Genomic DNA, 19,646 nt, shown 5'->3' on the forward strand with positions numbered 1-19,646 from the left:
GTTATCCTTTTGACTGGCTAGCGGTGTCTGTTTTTGAGTCGAAATCAGACGTAACAGAAGAAGTTAAGTAACTTGAGTAAGCATTCATTTCGCTGGTAAGCGCCAAAAGCTTGTTGAGAGAGATAAGATATTTGAATCGAGCAGCAGATTGCTGTGTCTTAATGCTCGCAAGATATAGCTCGGCATCAACCACTTCTAATGAGTTAGAGAGACCTTGTGTGAAGGCTTTTTTACGAAGCAATAGGTTTTCCTGAGCCAAAGACAAGCTTGAGTTTAGGCCTTGAACCTCTTCAATCGCTTGGTTTGCTTCAAGGTAGGTCTTTTGTACCAATACGGTTAAGTCTTGTTTGGCTTGCGACTTAAGGAATTGAACCTGCGATACGGCACTGTGAGCCGCAGCGACTTTGTCGGAACGGCCTGAAGTGTCAATCAACGGCACATTTACACCAATACCAACTAACCAATCGGGTTTCATTTCACTGGCTAGAGAGTCATCTTCATACAGGCTGTAGTCACCGTAAAGGTATACCTCTGGGTAGTACTTACCTTTCTCGGCTTTAATTAAGCTGCTTGCTTGTTTCTCTTTTGCATCAAGAATTTTAAGGCCGGGGTAGGTCATGAGAGTTTGGTCAATGAACACGTCCATATGAGGCAGGTTCTTATTGATAAACAGTTGCTCTGAGGGTTCTACACTTTCATTTTGACCAAGGATCTGAGTCAGTGCTAGTTGAGCAATCTTGAGATCGTTCTGAGCTTTCGTGCGCTCTACAATCGCTTTATCTAAAGAAGCATCGGCTTGTAGGCGTTCTACTCGTGCGATTTGCCCTTGCTGTTCAAGCTTGATTGCGAAATCACGGTGCTGAGTTAAGCCTGTTTCGACGGCTTGACGCGTTCTCACGACGTCTTCCGCTAAGATCACAGAGAAGTAATATTTACTCAAGTCTTCGTAGCGAGCTTGCTTCTCCATCAATAACTGGCTCTGCGCTTCTTCGCTTTTACCTTCTGCAGCATTTTGCGCAGCGGTAATTCGTCCGCCAGTAAAGATAGGCCACACCGCACGAATGGATGAGCTGAAGATATCTTGCTCGGTAATCGTGGAAGTAATCCCACCAAGCGCACTGATAATTTGAGGCGGCACGGGAAGACCAATTGAAGGTACGCCACTTAGGCTATCTGCGAACTGTTCGCCATTGATAGTCACATCACTATCAAGGTGAGTGTAGTTCGCGCCAAGCGTTACAGAAGGCAGGTTAAGACTTCCGGTTGCATTTTGAAGGTGTTGATAACGCTCAACGTTAGCTTGTTGAGCTGCAAGAGAGTTATTGTTCTCTTGGAGTATTTGCCACGCCTCAGAAAAAGTGAGCGGAGCAGCATAGCTTGGCGAGCTGATAGCACCGATAAGAATACTGGCAATCGCAAGGCGTCGGAATGTCGGTTTGGTCATCTGCATTAAATACCAAATTAGAGTATTAGCTCTAATGTTAACAGGGGGATAATCATTTGTCTTGAACAGATTACCTCATATGAACAATTAGCATAGCCGCTCGTTAATATAATGTGAATGCTATTAAGGGTTTAATTGTTGTCGACATAGAAACAAAAAGAGCACGATAACGCGTGCTCTTTAAGTTCAGTATAGAAGTGTTTTACAAAATGAAGCGGCTTATTTAAAGCTAGGACAATGGTGATCGGCGCGCCATACCAATTGTCTTGAACCTTGCATTGTTTGTAATAAATCTCTACCTGACATTTGCGGGAATGCTAACAACACCTTGAGATCGAGAGGGGAGGTGCCATCTTTCTCATAGGCTCTTACGTGAGTAAAAGTCGATTGTAAGTGTTTGAACAGCATAGTCTTAGTAAGACAAATTCCAAAGTTATCGCGTTTCATTGCCTGGTTTCCTTTTCAACAATGTTTATACGTTATGTTTTTTATCCTGTTTCTATTGGACGTTGCCACTGATCGATACTTCCTGCTCATCAATGCTTTGTTATTGGGTGCTGCTTTTATCAGTCACCTCATCGTTGTTTGGCTAGCCGAGTGTGAAATAGCGATGGATGAATAGGGGAGAATACTTAATCCGTTTGTCCATCACTCGTAACGGCGAGCGAGTAACTTTTACTTATCGATACGTCCAGTGAGTGAAGAGTTGTTGCCTTTCTGTTAACCGAAATTCCGGCTTAAAGCGCGGTCTTAAAATTGCAACGTATAGCTTGGCAACAATAAACTCCTTCATATGCAACCATTATAATTGTATTTATTTTAAACAACCTAAAAAACACCTAAAAGCTTAGTGATCTAGCTCAATATTTATTCGTTTATTTTGGTTTTTAAGCTAATCCGTTCTAAAAATGAACGATTAATCGAAATGAACAACGTAAAGGATTATCAATTAACAATCTGCTCAATTATTTAGTTGAGTAGCAGTCACAAATTCACGTCCCTAGAAAGGTCATGCGATTAACTTGGTGTTAACATTGATCGTCTAACACTAGGGACGGTGGAATATGAAATGGAGCAGTATCAGTTTCCGTAAAAGGTTACTGATTATCATGACGGTCACTGGCCTCGTTGAACTTTTGATTCTTGCAGCGGCTGGTTTTTATTACATCAAACAATCTCAAGAGCAAGAGATGGGTTTGAAAGCGTTAGGTGTTGCTGAATTTCTATCTGAATCGCCGCTTGTCACCAGCATTATTCAAGAAAATGGAACGTTGGATCCTAATGGCGTTCGCTACGTTCTGTCTGAAGAAACCCAAGTTAAGTTTCGTAACCTTACTCAGCTTATTGGCGCAGCGTTTATCGTTGTGGGAGATGATAAAGGTATCCGCCTGATTCACCCTTATGATGACAGGCTCGGTAAACCCATGCGTGGTGGCGATAACCAAAAAGCGTTGGTATTGGGTGAGTCTTATGTGTCGACAGCCAAAGGGTCGCTTGGTTTTTCAGTTCGTGGTAAATCCGCGGTAAAAGACACCCAAGGTACCGTTATTGGTGTGGTGTCAGTTGGTTACTTATTGGATTCTTTGCAAGATCGAATCGAACCTTACTTAGCCTTTTTGATTGTGATGGCGTTGCTGGTGGTTGCGGTCAATGCTTTGATTTCGAGCTATGTATCTCGTCGTTTTCAGCGCGCTATTTTAGGCTTTGAGCCTGAAGAGATAGGCCGACTGTATGTTGAGTTAGATGTAACCATGAGTACCGTGAAAGAGGGTATTCTGAGTATCGATAAGCACGGCATTTTACGGTCAATTAATAAGAGTGCCTGCGATATTTTATCGATAGACAGAGATAAAGCACTCAATCAACAGCGCCTTTCTGACGTATTGCCCGGTAGTGATTTAGAGCAACTGCTATCAACAGGCGATACCGACCACGACGTTGAGTTGTACTTAAACAATAAGCGAATCATTGCTAACCGAAGCCCGATTATAGTGGCTGGTGAGGTGGTCGGGGCGGTGTCCAGTTTCCGATTGCGAGACGAGATCAACGATTTAACAGACCAACTCTCACAAACTAAAGAGTATGCAGATCTACTCCGTTCACAAACCCATGAACATCAAAACAAGCTTAACACCATCAGTGGCTTGATCCAGATGGGCGAGTTGGACTCGGTACAACAACTGATTGGCCAAGAAACAGAACATTATCAAAGCCTTATCGAGTTCTTGCGTGAAACTGTTAAAGACCCGCTCATTGCAGGTATGCTCCTTGGTAAAACGGAGCGTGCGAGAGAAATTGGTTTAGAGCTCAAGGTCGAAGAAGGCTCAAGACTTGAAGCGCTGCCTAGCTGGCTGAATGCGGATGACGTTGTCACCATTCTTGGCAACCTGATCGATAACGCCTTTGACGCCACTATGACGGCTATTAAGCAAGAAGGGCAAATTGCTCCAGCTCGTCGGGTGATTGAAGTTTCAATCAGTGATTTTGGTAATGAAATTATCGTAGAAGTAGAAGATAAAGGGTGTGGTTTACCGAAAGACTTGGCCACCAAAGCACTCACCGAAAAAGGCGTATCGAGCAAAGCGAAGCAAAATCGCGGTGTAGGTTTGTATCTGATAAAGCAACTGGCAGACCGATACCAAGGGCAGCTGGAAATGGTCGGCAACCACGATTTTGGTACACGAATGACGGTTTATTTACCAAAAGAAGAACAATAATAATTAAGCACGAAGTGATCTTGCGAAGATCATCGTGACGGAAAAAGCATGGTTAAAGGAAGAACATAAATGAACGCAATCACGAGAGTCATGGTCATTGAAGATGATATTGCGATTGCAGAGCTGCACCATCGTTATTTAGAACAGATGGGTGGCTTTGACGTGGTCGGCATTGCCACCACACAGTCTGAAGCGCTTATGCAATTAGACATCTTAAAGCCTGATTTGGTTTTGTTGGATGTATATCTGCCGGACGGGTGCGGGCTCGATATTCTCAATCACGTTCGCGGCAGCAATCAAGGCTGTGATGTTATCTTGATTACCGCGGCACGCGACGTCGACACTTTGCAGCAAGCAATGCGTGGCGGAGTGGTCGACTATCTACTAAAACCTGTAATGTTTCCTCGCTTGGAAGCGGCGCTGAAAAAGTACCAATCACAGCAGCAAGAATTTGAAAGTGTGTCGGATTTGAACCAAGGTTTGGTTGATAAAATGCTGCAAGCCAATGCGAAAGCAGACTCGGCTAAAGTATCGACGTTACCTAAAGGAATCGATGGTGTAACGCTCGATAAGATTCGTGCGATATTTCAACAAGCTGACGCGACGAATATTACGGCTGATGAAGCGGGTGAGCGCATTGGTGCAAGCCGAACCACAGCCAGACGTTACCTAGAATTCTTGATCACGACGGGTGAGTTAGTCGCGGACTTGAATTACGGTACTGTAGGTCGCCCGGAACGCTGCTACAACAAAGCGCAAAGATAAACACGACACCATCAAAATAAATATAAAGCCAGTTGAATAAGCTGGTTTTTCCTTTCTCTCCCTTTCCCATTGCCCACTCCGCCGACCAGATACCGTTCTTTCTTGACTACAATGTTTGAGAATGCCGATTTGCTTCTCCCTCGGTCCTAATGAACTGAGCTATCGATTAGAATTTGTTCGAAATAAGTCAATATTTAATCGATTGCTTTCACAGTGGTTGATGTAAATCAAATAGTCATAGACAATACTGTCCCGAATAGAGGTGATAGCTTTCACCCTCGTTTACCAAACGCATTCTCAAATTTAATAGGCGCTTACTATTGATGTAATAGTTAAGACCTATTATCTATTTTCGTATGTCGCTGATACCTTTGGCGAATACTAAAAACCTTGTTTTTATAGGAAAGATGATGGTAATACCTGAAAACAGCAGCATCGTTATTTTTGGTGCGTCGGGAGATCTAACTTACCGTAAGTTAATTCCTGCTTTGTACCACCTGTATGCTAGCAATCAACTACCAGAATCCTTTGCGATTCTTGGAGTGAGCCGTACTGAGTACAGCGATGAGTCTTACCGTGAGAAGCTGAAGAAGTCTCTTCAGGAAATGGAAAAAACTGAGCCAGAGACGCTGAATGCATTTATTGAACATCTGCATTACCAAGCGATCAACACTTCAGATGTAGACGACTACGCTCGTTTAGCACAACGTCTAGATAAGCTTGAGCAAGACTACCAATTTGAAAACCATAACACACTGTTCTACTTGGCAACCCCGCCAAGCCTATACGGTGTTATTCCAGCAAACCTAGCTGCGCATGGCCTGAACGATGAAACGAACGGCTGGCGTCGTCTGATCATCGAGAAGCCATTTGGTTACGACTTAGCTTCTGCTCAAGCGTTAGATGAAGAGATCCATCATCACTTCCAAGAACACCAGATCTACCGTATTGACCACTACCTTGGTAAAGAAACGGTACAAAACCTTCTAGTACTTCGTTTCTCAAACGCGATGTTTGAACCACTGTGGAACCGTAACTTTATTGAATACGTTGAAATCACAGGTGCTGAGTTCCTTGGCGTTGAAGAGCGTGGCGGATACTACGACGGTTCTGGCGCTGTTCGTGACATGTTCCAAAACCACCTGCTACAAGTGCTAGCAATGGTGGGCATGGAGCCGCCTGCACAAATTAACGCTGATTCTATTCGTGATGAAGTGGTTAAAGTGCTTCAGTGTCTTAAGCCTCTTGAGGAAGAAGACCTGCGTAAAGATCTAGTCTTAGGTCAATACACAGCGTCTGATGTTCGCGGCCAGCATTTGCTTGGTTACCGTGAAGAGCACGGTGTAGCGGATGATTCTCGTACCGAGACTTACATCGGCTTGAAAGCTCACATCAATAACTGGCGTTGGAATGGTGTTCCTTTCTACGTACGTACAGGTAAACGCTTACCAACACGTGTGACTGAAATCGTGATTCACTTTAAGAACACGCCACACCCAGTATTTGGTCAAGATGCACCAGAGAACAAACTGATTATCCGTATCCAACCGGATGAAGGAATTCAGATGAGCTTTGGTTTGAAAGAGCCGGGCGCAGGCTTCAAAGCAAAAGAAGTGAAAATGAACTTCTCTTACTCTGACTTGCCTGAAACTCAAATGCTAACGGCTTACGAGCGTCTTCTTCTTGATGCACTAAACGGCGATGCAACTCTGTTTGCTCGTACCGATGCAGTAGAAGCTTGTTGGAAGTACGTTCAACCAATCTTAGACTTCAAGCAAGATCCTCAAGCGCTGTTTGGCTATGCTTGTGGTACTTGGGGCCCACAGGAAGCGGATGAACTTCTGCAACGTGATGGCCGCGCATGGCGTTTCCCATGCAAAAACTTAACAGACACGGATTACTGCGAACTATGATCAATCACAAGATCTTTGCAACGCCAGAATTGGTCGTTGAAAACCTAGCAAACGAAATGAAAGCGTACAGCGAGCAGGGTAAACCTGTTCACATTTCATTGTCTGGTGGCAGCACGCCAAAAATGCTTTTCAAGCTTTTAGCTCAAGCACCATACTCAGAAGGTATTCAATGGAATAACCTTCACTTTTGGTGGGGCGACGAACGTTGCGTTGCACCAGACGACGCTGAAAGCAACTTCGGTGAAGCGAATACGTTACTTTTCTCAAACGTGAACCTTCCAGCTGAGAACATCCACCGCATCCGTGGTGAAGATGAGCCTAAAGCAGAAGCAGAGCGTTTCGCAAAAGAGATGGCAGACGTAATCCCAACAGAAAACGGCACGCCAGTTTTCGATTGGATTCTGCTAGGTGTTGGCGCAGACGGCCACACAGCTTCACTATTCCCGGGTGCAACCAATTACCAAGATGAGAACCTGTCTGTACTGGCTTCTCATCCGGAGTCTGGTCAAATCCGTGTTTCTAAAACAGCGAAAGTTTTAGAAGCAGCAAAACGAATCAGCTACCTAGTACTAGGTGCAGGTAAAGTTGAGATCGTTAAAGAAATTCATACAACTCCTGCTTCAGAGCTGCCTTACCCGGCAGCGAAAATCCAGTCTAAAACTGGCGAAACAGAGTGGTTCCTAGATTCAAATGCAGCAAGTGCTATCGCATAAGTGCGACTAGCCGCAAGGAGATATAAATAATGAAAGGTGATATCGGTGTAATTGGCCTAGCAGTAATGGGTCAGAACCTTATCCTAAACATGAACGACCACGGCTTCAAAGTTGTGGCTCATAACCGTACTGCTGCTAAAGTAGACGAGTTCCTAGAAGGCCCAGCTAAAGGTACTAACATCGTTGGTGCTTACTCTCTAGAAGAGTTAGTTGAGAAGCTAGAAGCACCACGTAAAGTGATGCTTATGGTTCGTGCTGGTGACGTTGTAGACACGTTCATCGAAAACCTAATCCCACTTCTAGACGAAGGCGACATCATCATTGATGGTGGTAACACTAACTACCCAGACACTAACCGTCGTGTAGCGCATTGTCGTGAGAAAGGCATCCACTTCATCGGTACTGGTGTATCTGGTGGCGAAGAAGGTGCTCGTTTCGGTCCTTCAATCATGCCAGGTGGCGCGGCTGAAGCTTGGGAAGCGGTTAAGCCAATCTTCCAAGGTATCTCTGCAAAAACTGACGCTGGTGAGCCTTGTTGTGACTGGGTTGGTAACGACGGTGCTGGTCACTTCGTTAAGATGGTACACAACGGCATCGAATACGGTGACATGCAGCTTATCACTGAAGCATACCAGTTCATGAAAGATGGCCTAGGTATGTCTGCTGACGAGATGCAAGCAGTATTCGCTGACTGGAACAAGACTGAACTAGACAGCTACCTAGTTGAAATCACTGCTGACATCCTTGGCTACAAAGATGAAGACGGTGAAGCGCTAGTTGAGAAGATCCTAGACACTGCAGGCCAAAAAGGTACTGGTAAGTGGACTGGTATTAACGCACTAGACCTAGGTATCCCACTAACTCTAATCTCTGAGTCTGTATTCTCTCGTTGCCTGTCTGCTCTTAAAGACCAACGTGTTGAAGCTGAAGCTTTGTTTGAGAAAACAATCACTCCAGTTGAAGGTGATAAGCAAGAGTGGGTTGATGCACTACGTCAAGCTCTACTGGCTTCTAAGATCATTTCTTACGCTCAAGGTTTCATGCTAATGCGTGAAGCGTCGAACGAAAACGGCTGGGACCTAAACTACGGTAACGTAGCACTAATGTGGCGTGGTGGTTGTATCATCCGTTCTGCATTCCTAGGCAACATCCGTGATGCGTACGAAGCAAACCCAGACATCGCGTTCCTAGGTTCTGACGAGTACTTCAAAAACATCCTACAAGGCAGCCTAGTAGCATGGCGTAAAGTAGCAGCGAAATCTCTAGAGTCTGGTATCCCAATGCCATGCACGATTTCTGCGCTATCTTTCCTAGACGGTTACACAACGGCACGTCTACCAGCGAACCTGCTTCAAGCTCAACGTGACTACTTCGGTGCTCACACTTACGAGCGTACAGACCGTCCACGTGGTGAATTCTTCCACACAAACTGGACTGGTACTGGCGGCGACACTGCTTCTACAACTTACGACGTATAATCGTTAGTTAGAATCAGTTAAGAACGTGTTTGTTCTTTAAGCTGTAAATAGAAAAAAGGATGCCAATGGGCATCCTTTTTTATTGGTTTGCGCTCTATTCGATCTAGATAACAAAGAATTTATATCTCAAGCCATCATGGCCTGGGGTTTTACATCGTCGTTGTATTGCTCCCGAATTGCGATAAAGCCGTCTAGGTTCTGTTTAAGCGCCTCAACACATTCAGGGTCGAACATCGAACCGTTGTGCGCTTCAATGTATTCCATGACTTCATCCAGTGACCATGCGTGTTTGTAAGCTCTTTTGCTCATCAGCGCATCAAACACATCCGCGAGCGTTACAATTCGTGCTTCAAGTGGAATCGCAGTATGACTCAGACCATCAGGTAACCCAGAGCCATCAAATCGCTCGTGGTGATGGCGCACAATATTCTTAATGAACTGAATTTCATCAGAACACATAGAGCAATGATGGGAGAGGGACACCACATCGTTAATCATCTCTTCACCATATAAGGTGTGATTATTCATGATGGCTCTTTCTTCTGCTGAGAAACGACCGGAGCTGAATAACACGTTATCTGGGATTCGATATTTTCCTATGTCGTGGAAGGGTGCGTATAAACGAATACGATGAATGAACTGATGTGTGATTTCATTATTACTCTCGGACATCGTTCTGGCGATCTGTTCACTGTATTTTCCCATACGAATCAGATGTTCTTTGGTTTCAGGGTCGCGAGCGTGTCCCATGTTTAGCGCGATGGCTAATGACGACTGAAAGTGACGTTGCCTTTCAAACAGTTGAACAAACAAACTCGAGATAAGCTGAGAGATGTAGGCAATATCACACTGGATATATTCCTTAGCAAAAAAGCCCGTTGACGATGCATTGATAAACACGAATCCAAGATTACTTTCTTGATAGTGAATAGGCGTTGTATAGCTGCTTTGGTGTCCAAGCTGAAGTAAGTGTGAAATTTGCTTGGTCGGTTTGATTGAGGCGAGATCGTGGATGATTCGAGTGTCGAGAGATTCAGCCATTCGAGACAAAGCTGATTCTGGTTTAAGTTCTTGTTCTACGTATCGATGTTCTGCTTCTTGGCACAGCGTGTCTGAAACGAAGTAATTCGATGCTCTGTTTTCGCTGCATAGTACAACGGAAAGCCGAGATAATATGGGGTAATATTCACGAGCTAGCCGGAAAAGGTCATCAACAATGGCGATAATGTCCTTATCTTGAGCGGCTACTCTGTTGAGCTGGGAGTAGTCAAACATGTTATAAGCCAACCTTTATTTATAGTTATATCATTGTTTATTCGGGATTATTTTTTGTTTTTAGTATCGTTATTAAAAATAGCATTGCGTTCTGATAAAATGCAATATCATTATGAGATAAATGGTTATTTCATTGCATTACCTTCATTTTTGTTAACTGGTACTTTTGTAGGTTCCGGAATCAGAGGAAAGGGAAAGAGCTTGATGATAATTCAGGCGTTAAGTGACCATTTTGAAATTAAATGAAAAGATAAATAGGATAACGTACATGCTTTATGCCATCATAAAGGCATAAATAAGGGCAATGGATGTAATGCCTAAGTGATTGAGCTAGAAGCGGTCAGTGATGACGGTGCTCTAGAGTATATTCAAGGCCGTGAGCTGCCTTGAAAAAGGTAATGTTATGACTGAAGAAGAAAGAATCGAACTGCAACAAAATAACCCTCTACACGGCTTAAAGCTTGAGACCATGATCACTGAGTTAGTGGATCATTATGGTTGGGAAATTTTGGACGCAGCAATGCGTATGAACTGCTTTAACACAAAGCCAACTGTAGCAAGCGCTGTTAAATATCTGAAGAAGACGGAATGGGCTCGTGAGAAGGTTGAAAACTTCTACCTTTACCGTTTTAAGCGTATGCCTAAAGCATCAGACATCGAATACCAGATGCCTCCGCGTTCACGTACATTCCGTCATGGTTTAGAACCTCGTGAGCCAATGGAATTAACGGTTGAGTCTATCCAGGCTTCTCAAGCTAAAGCGGCTTCTGCATTTAAAGCTCGTCGTGGCGGTAACGGTCGTAACTTCCGTCGTTAATAAGAAGCCGTCGTTAGAAAGAACCGTCGTTAAGAACAAGGCCTCGCTTATAAAGAGGCGTCATTAATAACGCCGTCTAATCAGCTAAAGCGATAAGCATAAAAGACAAAAGGAGCCTAAGTGCTCCTTTTTTAACGTGTGTACTTTATTCAAGCGTGTAAAGCCTGCTGTATTTGAGTCTTAAGCTTCGCGGTTCTTTCTTTGATTCTTCCAAAGATCGGTGACATAAACGATGGCACTGATAAGTAAGAATAGCGCTGACACAGAAAACAGAGCGGGCATTTTGAGAATCCACGCGAATGTGGCAGCAAGAAAAGCGACAAAGCAAATGAGTCGACTCGATGACATGACATGACCGAGTTTAATGTTCATAACGCCTCCTAATGAAGTATCACTTTCGACAGGAGAATTATCCCACCTTTGGCAAAATAAAGGCTAAAAAACAGTCTAAATTATTATCAAATTTACTAATTAAAGGACTCGTCTCACATATATAGCCATGGCTATTTTATAAGCAATAAAATAGTGAGATAGGAAATTTGAGAGTCAGTTTTTCCGCTATGTTTCCCAGTTAGAATAAAGCTCAATCTCGGGTTTAATTAACGCAAACCGGGTTGGTATAAAACCGACTTAGCATCAAACCTAGTTAGTATAGAAAAAGTAAGCGGTGATTAAGAAACTCGCGATGATCACTGTGTTACGAACATAATGTTGTGGGATGCGGCGAGAGATTTTTGCTGAGTAATAGCCACCAACCAAAGTCCCCATTAAAACGGCCATGCCTGATGGCCAATCAATCGAGCCATTTACGATAAAAAACACGATTGCCGCAAGTGATGCACAAGCGGATACAAGCAGTTTGATGCCATTCATCACGTTGATATTGGTGTAACCAGCCAAAGCCAGGTAACTCAATGTGACGATTCCTAGTCCGGCATTAAAGTATCCACCATAGATACATACAATCAAAAGCAATAAAGCGGAAAAGAAGACGCCAGCGCTGGTGGCGTGTTTGTGTTTTGCTGTTGCTTGTTTCAGCCATTTATTGAGCGTGCCACCAAAGGTGAAAAGCAATGCCGCAAAAAGCAGTAACCAAGGTACGGATTGAGTAAACAATGCTTCTGGTGTGTGCAGCAGTAAGAAAGCACCTATGCCACCGCCAATCACACATAGAGCAATGGTCAGTTTAAGCTGTTTGGTACCAGATTGAATTTCGTGGCGCAGCGCATAAGCACCACTGATGTAGCCGGCACACGATGCAAAGGTATTGGTCGCGTTGGCTGCTATTGGTGGAACACCAGCAAACAATAGAGCAGGGAAAGTGATGAAGCTGCCTCCACCAGCAATAGAGTTAAGCACACCACCAATCACGCCTGACAAGAAGAGAACCAACCAATCCATAGTTTTAGAATCCAATACGTTAACTGATGAGTTACCTTACTTGAATTTGTTATGAATATCAGAGCTGTGCGTCTTGAAAGTGCGAGTTTGTGAGTTTGCTACCATCTTTAACTGTTGGTTTGAATTGACTAGCTAAATCAAAAAAGGAGCCAATGGCTCCTTTCGTTTAGGTTCAGTTGATTTGGTCGAGCTTTACACTTCTACTGGTTTTGCTCTAAAGCTCTTGAACAGCTTAACCAGAATCGGGCTAGACAGAACCAATACCGCCAGAATAGTGAAGGTCATGGTGATTGGGCGTTCCCATAGGAAGCTGAGCTCTCCGTCGCTGATCATCAGTGCGCGTCTTAAGTTCTCTTCCATCAAGCCACCTAAGATAAAGCCAAGCAATAATGGAGCGAGTGGGAAGTTGGCAAGCCTTAATGCTATTGCTGCCATCGCCACTAGTAACATCACAAATACGTCCATGGTGTTGAAAGATACTAGGTACACGCCTGTGATTGAAAAGAAGATAATCATTGGCAGTAGAACCGTTCTTGGTACCGCTAATAGCTTAGAAATGTAAGGGATCAAAGGCAGGTTCAAGATAACCAGTACGATGTTGCCAAAGTACATAGAGATGATTACCGACCAGAATACATCAGGGTGCTCAACGAACAGACGAGGACCCGGTTGGATGCCATAAGCGATTAATGCACCTAGCATGATAGCTGTTGTACCAGAGCCCGGGATACCCAGCGTCAGTAGCGGAACGAATGAACCACTTGATGCTGCGTTATTTGCCGATTCTGGAGCAACAAGACCGCGAATACTGCCTTTACCAAACTCTTTCTGTTTGTCTTTCGGTGCAAGACTACGCTCCATGCCGTAACTTAAGAAAGCAGCGATAGTTGCGCCAGCACCTGGAAGTACGCCGGTAAAGAAGCCAAGAATCGAAGAACGAATCGAAACCGGTGCGACTTCTTTGATCTCTTCTTTGGTCACTTTCATGCTGCCGATATCAGACATCTTTTGGCTTTCTTCAGCGCTGGTGTCTTTTTCTGGCTTTAGAATACCCATTAAGGTTTCGCCCAGTGCAAACGTTGCCATCGCTAACAATAAGAAGCTGAAGCCATCCATTAAGTCCGTTAGGCCGAATGTGAAACGTTCAACACCAACACCTTTGTCGATACCGACCGTTGACAGCATCAAACCTAAAATAGTCATCATCCACGCTTTGATAACCTGACCAGGGCCTGCAAACGCAGCTACAGCCGATAGACCTAATAGCATCAATGCAAAGTAGTCAGAAGACTGGAAGCTCAATGACACGCTTGCTAGAGCCGGAGCAGCAATTAAAAGCATGATCGCTGAAAGTGTACCGCCAGTGAAAGAAGAGTAAGCCGCGAGTGCAAGTGCTTTACCTGCTTGCCCTTTTTGAGCCATCGGGTAGCCATCAAACGCGGTTACTACCGTTGAAGAACAACCCGGAGCGTTGATTAATATTGATGACGTCGAGCCACCAAATACCGCGCCGTAGTACACACCAGCCATCAAGATTAAGCCAGAAGAAGGGTCTAGGCCGTAAGTGATAGGGATCATCAGAGCAATGGCTGAGATTGGACCTAGGCCCGGGAGCATCCCGATGAAGGTACCTACGAAACAGCCCACGATTACCATCATGATGTTCATTGGCATCACAGCGGTAGAAAGTCCTTGTAAAATTCCGTCTAACATAATGTTATCCCTACCAAAGAGTGAAGATTAAACCAGGCTCTAGGTAGATATCTAAGCCTTGAGTTAATAAAAGAAAGAACGCGATAACGAAAGGAAACGACGCGCCAAATAAAACAGCTTTACGACGCTCACCCAATAGGTAAAAGCCTGCAAGTAAGAAGAAGCTGGTTGCTAAAACAAAGCCAAGATAAGTCAGCCCAACACCGTATAGTGCCATTAACACCAAGAATCCAATCAGCAGTTTCCAGTTCAACGGCGTTGTGTCACATGTGACTTTCTTATCCGGTTGTCCTGTGATAAGCAGGATCAACGAAAGGCCAATGCCGATAAACGTCAACAGGGTAGGTAATGTTCTTGCTGTGAAGGGTTCGTACTCGTCACCGGGAAACAAAGGAATTAGCGTGGTTTGGTAGCCATAGCACAAGCACGCCAGCATAAAGATCATGGCTCCGATGCGATCCTTTGAAAGCAAAGATTCCTTACTCAGAAATTTGGTTGGTAAGTCCGACATATCCAACTCCATTTGGGGTGGTATAAATAGTAAAAAAGCCGTACATGAGCGAGTTAATGAAGAATGTCTGGGATCACTAACCATAGGTAAGCGAATTACGGTACTGGTTTATCAGCCACTTGCGTTTACAACGAATCGGCAAGCGTTAGTAATACGTCTACGAATAAACAAAGGAGTTTGAAGTTAACTCATGTACGGCGAAACAAGGAAAGAGTAAGAGGGCACATAAGCCCTCTATGGCTGTTGGTTATTTCAAGAAACCAAGCTCACGCATTAGGTCGCCCATCTGTTTTTCTTGATCTTCTAGGAAGGCGTAAAAATCTTTGTCAGCTTTGTAGTTGTCGATCCAACCGTTACGGTCACGAACCACTTGCCACTCATCGGTTTTGTACATTTTGCCAAGCGCTACATTCCATTCGTCGATCTTCGCTTGGCTTGTGCCTGGTGCTGCAAAGAAACCACGCCAGTTAGCGAATACGGTTTCGTTGCCGTACTCAGTCAGTGTTGGGATATTAGGTGCAGCGTCAAGACGCTTTGGCGCCGTCACAGCAAGCACTTTTACTTGGCCAGATTTAGACATCTCTAGCACTTCACCAAGGCCAGTAGAAAGCAGCTGTGTTTCGCCAGAAAGCAGTGCCGCCATCGCTTTACCGCCAGCATCGTAGGCAATGTAGCGAACTTTTTTCGCATCAAAACCTTCGCCCTTGAACGCCGCAGCAACTACAAGGTGGTCCATGCTGCCACGAGCTGAACCGCCAGCAATTTTTACTTTACGAGGGTTTGCTTCGAATTCTTTTACTACGTCTTCCCACGTGTTGTATTTAGAATCTGCAGAAGCCACGATTGCGCCGTAATCGGCAATGGTTGCAGCAACAGGTGTTAGGTCACGGAAAGACTGTGGGAAAATACCCGTTAGAGAGCGCACAACGATAGGTGTTGAGTTCACCATCAGCGTGTCTTCTTGGCGTTGAGCCGTTTCAATTAGGTGTGCAATGGCTTTACCGCCGCCGCCACCAGATAAGTTTTGGAAAGAGACATTTTCTACGATGTCTGATTTGACCAATACATCACCCGTACCACGAGCTGTCATATCCCAACCGCCACCAGCGCCGCCAGGGATTAGGAAGTGGATTTTTTCTACGTCAGCAGCAAAAGTGTTGAAAGAAAAGGTTGCTGCGATGATAGAAGCCGCAAGAGTAGGTTTCAGTGCCTTGAACATGGTTCACGTTCCTTATGTAGGGTATCTCTTCAATGGAGAGAAACTTATGTTTTATTTCCAGCTACTAAACAGATGAGTAGAACATTGCTTAGCAGATGCAACTAAAGTTAACGGTGTGTTAACGAAATGTCTGTAATGCGGCGATATTGAGAATAAAGAACATTGGAATAATATTGTTCATAAAGTTCACAGTGGCGTGGCTATAGGATTCTGCCAGCCATAATAATTAGGTTTTCCTTGAGTTTATGTGAGCAATTTTTTGACTGTTGGTCGCTTTATACAGCTATGTATCATCAAAGAGGGAACTTATTGTGACGCAAAGAGTGATATGGAGAGACGATCTTGGATATATGGAATAATGTGTTGCTAGGTTGGTTATGCTACTGTAATAATATAAATATTGCTGGCATGTTACATTTCTGGGCTAGTGGTTATTCAAGGATCGAATAATGACAGACAAAAAAATTTCTTTACGATTTACTGTTGGAGGAATGTTTTTACTCGCGACTTTTCTTACCGCTGTTGTTGCGGTTTCACTGCAATATTACTTCAGTAAAAAAATGGCGACTGAGAATACCTTATCCAAGTTGACGATGGTGTCCCAAGAGTTGAGTAACTATATCGGCGCGGTTGATTCTGACGCAGCCAACACCGCGCGTTTACTTGCTTCAGTGAAACGGTCTATCAGTAACAAAATATCAAAAGAAGAGTCGCGTAGTATTCTTTCTGAAGCCATTAAAGATAACCCTCTCTTTTATAGTATTTACATTGGCTCATCCAATGAAAACTTCTTCCAAATTATTAATCTAGAGTCTGCCCCTGTCGTTAGAGAGAAAATCGGTGCACAACAAACGGACCGTTGGGTTGTGGTTGAGATTCATAATAGAGGGGAGGAGCGCGTCCGTACGACGAAATATTTTGACCAAGAGTTTACGCTAAGAGACTCAACTACGGAGCAGAGCAACTACTTTCCAACAACCAGGCCTTGGTATGTTTCTGCCAATGTTCAGTCGGTCGAAAAAACTCAGCCATATCTTTTTCAGCATTTACAAATTACCGGGCAAACTTATTCTTTAGCGTTTGATGCGAAAATCGAATCTGAAGTTCAACATGTGATTGGTATTGATATTGTGTTGTCTTCTTTGGCTAGCAAACTCTCAGGTACGGCGCTTGGTTTAGCAGAAGACAGTAAGGTTGAGTCTTTCTTATATTCGAAATCGGGTAATATTATTGCGTCTAACCTCAAGGTTAACAATCAGGAATTGGAGTTTGATGTATCCACATTGATGCTATCGTCTGAACAACAAACCTTGGTTAACGATACCCCTCCGCTGTTAGTGTCTAATCAAAATGATTGGGGGCCGATGGACTTTTCAGTGGCGGGAAAGCCAAACGGCTATGCGATAGACCTTCTTAACATGATTGGTGAGATGACAGGGATCAGGTTTGAATTTGTCAATGGTTTCTCTTGGGGCGAGCTTGTCAGTAAGTTTCAAGAAGGAAGTATTGATGGCCTGCAATCGGTTCAAAATTATAAAAATAATGGCATAGATGGCCTATACACGACTCCAATTTATGAATTGCCATTTTCTGTCGTGACAAGGGTCGGTGCGAAGGTTGTCACTAATTATGCCGAGCTTGAGGGTAAAAAAGTTGCCATTTTATCTGGGTGGTCAATTATTCCTAAGTTAAGAGAGGACTTTCCGAACATTGATTTAGTTGAATTTGAAAACCTAGAGTCTGCATTTAATTCAATTGAAAGCGAAGAGAACTTTGCTTTCTTAGAAGCTGAACCCGTACTCTCGTTTGCATTAGATAGGTTTTTCCAGCCAGGCCTTGTTGTCAATGGGACTCTAGAAGATCTAAAACAGAACTACTCAAATCAATTCCATTTGGTGCTGCAGAGCAAGCATAAACAATTGCTTCCAATTATTGATCAAGCTATCAGCAAGTTAAGTGGTGAACAACTTGATGCCTTAGCAAAAAAGTGGCTGCATGATACCGGCTTTAATACGAATACGACGGTTCCTTATACTGAACTTTATGATTTGACTAAGGAAGCAACGGTTGAAGGTAGTATGGTAAGGGTCGAGTTGAATGGTGAGATTAAGCATCTCTATTTAAAGAAAATAGACACGGGCGAACACTACTCTGAGTATTTTGCGGTATTGATTCCCGAATCTGAAGTCTTCAGTACAGTCAATAAGCGTCTAGCAACCTCTGTTGGTGTAACGATTTTACTGATGAGTTTAACCTTGCCTGTGGCTTGGGTCTTTGGTGCACCTATAGTACGTCCTATTCGCCAATTAGAGAAAGAGACTCACAAGGTTAAGTTGCGTGACTATGACAACGTAGCTGTGCTTAATACTCGTATTAAAGAAGTGTGGGAGTTATCTGTTGCTGTAAAAGAAATGGCAATGGAGCTTAAACGACATGAACAGAGGCAAGAGGCGTTTGTAGAGTCGTTTATCAAGCTTATCGCCCAAGCTATCGATGACAAGTCCCCTTATACGGCTGGGCACTGTAACCGTGTACCAGAGCTAGGTTTGATGCTAGCTGACGTGGCTGAGAAATCACAATCTGATCATTTTAAAAATTTTGAGTTTAAAAATGATGATGAGCGCCGTGAGTTTAGAATTGCGGCTTGGTTGCATGACTGCGGAAAAATAACAACGCCGGAACACATCGTCGATAAAGGTACGAAGCTTGAGGCCAACTACAACCGAATTCACGAGGTGAGAACTCGATTTGAGGTATTGTGGCGTGATGCTGAAATAATAGCATTAACGAAACAGCTTGAAGGCAAGCTAGCGAACAAACAAATCCAAACAGAGTTGGCTGAAGCGCAACAGAAGCTACAAGATGATTTTGAGTTTATCGCGACGTCTAATGTTGGTGGTGAATTCATGAGTGATGACAAAGTTGCTCGTATTCGCTTGATAGCTGAAACGACTTGGACGCGTAACTTTGATGATCAACTTGGTCTATCACCGATAGAGGCGTTGAATCGAGCACCGAGTTCAGGCTTGCCAGCGACAGAGCCACTGTTAAGTGATAAACCAGAGCATATAGTGAAAAGAGATAGGCCGTTAGAATTTGACCCGAAACATCAAATTAAAATGGATGTGCCTGAGTATTTATACAACCTAGGCGAAGTCTACAATCTGAGTATTGCACGCGGCACATTGACTGCTGAAGACAGATTTAAGATAAACGAGCACATGCTTGCTACGATTAAGATGCTTGAGAACTTACCATTCCCGAAAGAGTTAAGCCGCGTGCCTCGTTATGCGTCGACTCACCATGAAACCCTTAAAGGTACAGGCTATCCAAGGAAGTTGACTGGTGACGACCTTTCAATCCCAGAACGCATTCTGGTGATATCAGATATCTTTGAGGCGTTAACCGCTGCCGATCGACCTTACAAGAAAGCGAAGCCAATTAGTGTCGCTGTCGACATCATGCACAAGATGGCTCTGGATGAACATATTGACATAGAACTGTTTAGGCTGTTCCTAACGAGTGAGACCCACATTCGATACGCTGAAACGTATTTGAAGCCAGAGCAAATAGACAGCGTCGACTTGTCGAAATATCTCCAGAAAAGTGCTGCAGCTTAATACACCTAAATTAGAAGGTGCTTCGCTACTCGATGCAAATTAGGTAAATACGCGGTTTAC

At 43.9% G+C, this 19,646-nt stretch carries 15 protein-coding genes; 7 read left to right on the plus strand and 8 right to left on the minus strand.

Annotated features, from left to right (window positions below; translation table 11 throughout):
- Nucleotide 1: 1 nt before the first annotated feature.
- Both BCV39_RS06015 and BCV39_RS06020 read right to left on the minus strand, forming a co-directional pair.
- Nucleotides 2–1,450: a TolC family protein gene (locus BCV39_RS06015; protein ID WP_102431178.1), complete on the minus strand. Its 1,449-nt coding sequence runs from the start codon at nt 1,448–1,450 to the stop codon at nt 2–4.
- 213 nt (nt 1,451–1,663) lie between these two features.
- A complete protein-coding gene (locus BCV39_RS06020; protein ID WP_009846577.1) occupies nt 1,664–1,891 on the minus strand; it encodes a hypothetical protein in 228 nt (75 codons plus the stop codon).
- Nucleotides 1,892–2,508: 617 nt separating this feature from the next.
- On the opposite strand from BCV39_RS06020, the gene BCV39_RS06025 reads away from it, so the two are divergent.
- From BCV39_RS06025 to gnd, 5 genes are all read left to right on the plus strand, one after another.
- On the plus strand, nt 2,509–4,161 hold the full coding sequence (locus tag BCV39_RS06025; protein WP_102431179.1) for a sensor histidine kinase: 1,653 nt from the start codon (nt 2,509–2,511) through the stop codon (nt 4,159–4,161).
- A gap of 69 nt (nt 4,162–4,230) precedes the next feature.
- Nucleotides 4,231–4,926 carry a response regulator gene (locus BCV39_RS06030; RefSeq protein WP_019820707.1) on the plus strand — a complete coding sequence of 232 codons (696 nt, stop codon included), beginning with the start codon at nt 4,231–4,233 and terminating at the stop codon, nt 4,924–4,926.
- 410 nt (nt 4,927–5,336) lie between these two features.
- Nucleotides 5,337–6,839: a glucose-6-phosphate dehydrogenase gene (zwf, locus tag BCV39_RS06035; protein ID WP_029405316.1), complete on the plus strand. Its 1,503-nt coding sequence runs from the start codon at nt 5,337–5,339 to the stop codon at nt 6,837–6,839.
- Nucleotides 6,836–7,552 (plus strand): 6-phosphogluconolactonase, encoded by a 717-nt coding sequence (gene pgl / locus BCV39_RS06040; RefSeq protein ID WP_102431180.1) that lies wholly within the window; start codon nt 6,836–6,838, stop codon nt 7,550–7,552. The genes zwf and pgl overlap by 4 nt, the downstream gene beginning before the upstream one ends.
- Nucleotides 7,553–7,581: 29 nt before the next feature.
- On the plus strand, nt 7,582–9,030 hold the full coding sequence (gnd, locus tag BCV39_RS06045; RefSeq protein WP_017059712.1) for a decarboxylating NADP(+)-dependent phosphogluconate dehydrogenase: 1,449 nt from the start codon (nt 7,582–7,584) through the stop codon (nt 9,028–9,030).
- A 126-nt stretch (nt 9,031–9,156) separates the two neighbouring features.
- On the opposite strand, the gene BCV39_RS06050 is transcribed toward gnd, so the two are convergent.
- Nucleotides 9,157–10,317, minus strand: a complete 1,161-nt coding sequence (locus BCV39_RS06050) for an HD domain-containing phosphohydrolase (protein ID WP_102431181.1) — start codon at nt 10,315–10,317, stop codon at nt 9,157–9,159.
- 391 nt (nt 10,318–10,708) lie between these two features.
- Here BCV39_RS06050 and BCV39_RS06055 point away from each other — a divergent pair, with 391 nt between their 5' ends.
- Entirely contained in the window at nt 10,709–11,122 is a 414-nt protein-coding gene (locus BCV39_RS06055) for a VF530 family DNA-binding protein (protein ID WP_102431182.1), read from the plus strand.
- A gap of 180 nt (nt 11,123–11,302) precedes the next feature.
- On the opposite strand, the gene BCV39_RS06060 is transcribed toward BCV39_RS06055, so the two are convergent.
- The 5 genes from BCV39_RS06060 to BCV39_RS06080 form a co-directional block, all read right to left on the minus strand.
- Nucleotides 11,303–11,494, minus strand: a complete 192-nt coding sequence (locus BCV39_RS06060) for a hypothetical protein (protein ID WP_017066914.1) — start codon at nt 11,492–11,494, stop codon at nt 11,303–11,305.
- Nucleotides 11,495–11,764: 270 nt separating this feature from the next.
- Nucleotides 11,765–12,523 (minus strand): sulfite exporter TauE/SafE family protein, encoded by a 759-nt coding sequence (locus BCV39_RS06065; RefSeq protein ID WP_102431183.1) that lies wholly within the window; start codon nt 12,521–12,523, stop codon nt 11,765–11,767.
- 192 nt (nt 12,524–12,715) lie between these two features.
- Nucleotides 12,716–14,236, minus strand: a complete 1,521-nt coding sequence (locus BCV39_RS06070; RefSeq protein WP_102431184.1) for a tripartite tricarboxylate transporter permease — start codon at nt 14,234–14,236, stop codon at nt 12,716–12,718.
- Nucleotides 14,237–14,246: 10 nt separating this feature from the next.
- Nucleotides 14,247–14,747 (minus strand): tripartite tricarboxylate transporter TctB family protein, encoded by a 501-nt coding sequence (locus BCV39_RS06075; protein ID WP_041472791.1) that lies wholly within the window; start codon nt 14,745–14,747, stop codon nt 14,247–14,249.
- 247 nt (nt 14,748–14,994) lie between these two features.
- A complete protein-coding gene (locus BCV39_RS06080; RefSeq protein ID WP_054547685.1) occupies nt 14,995–15,966 on the minus strand; it encodes a tripartite tricarboxylate transporter substrate binding protein in 972 nt (323 codons plus the stop codon).
- 449 nt (nt 15,967–16,415) lie between these two features.
- Here BCV39_RS06080 and BCV39_RS06085 point away from each other — a divergent pair, with 449 nt between their 5' ends.
- The gene (locus BCV39_RS06085) at nt 16,416–19,586 is read left to right on the plus strand and encodes an HD domain-containing phosphohydrolase (RefSeq protein ID WP_102431185.1); all 3,171 of its coding nucleotides are present in this window, start codon (nt 16,416–16,418) and stop codon (nt 19,584–19,586) included.
- Nucleotides 19,587–19,646 lie beyond the last annotated feature (60 nt).

It is taken from the genome of Vibrio sp. 10N.286.55.E10, from assembly GCF_002872555.1.
GTDB lineage: Bacteria > Pseudomonadota > Gammaproteobacteria > Enterobacterales > Vibrionaceae > Vibrio > Vibrio crassostreae.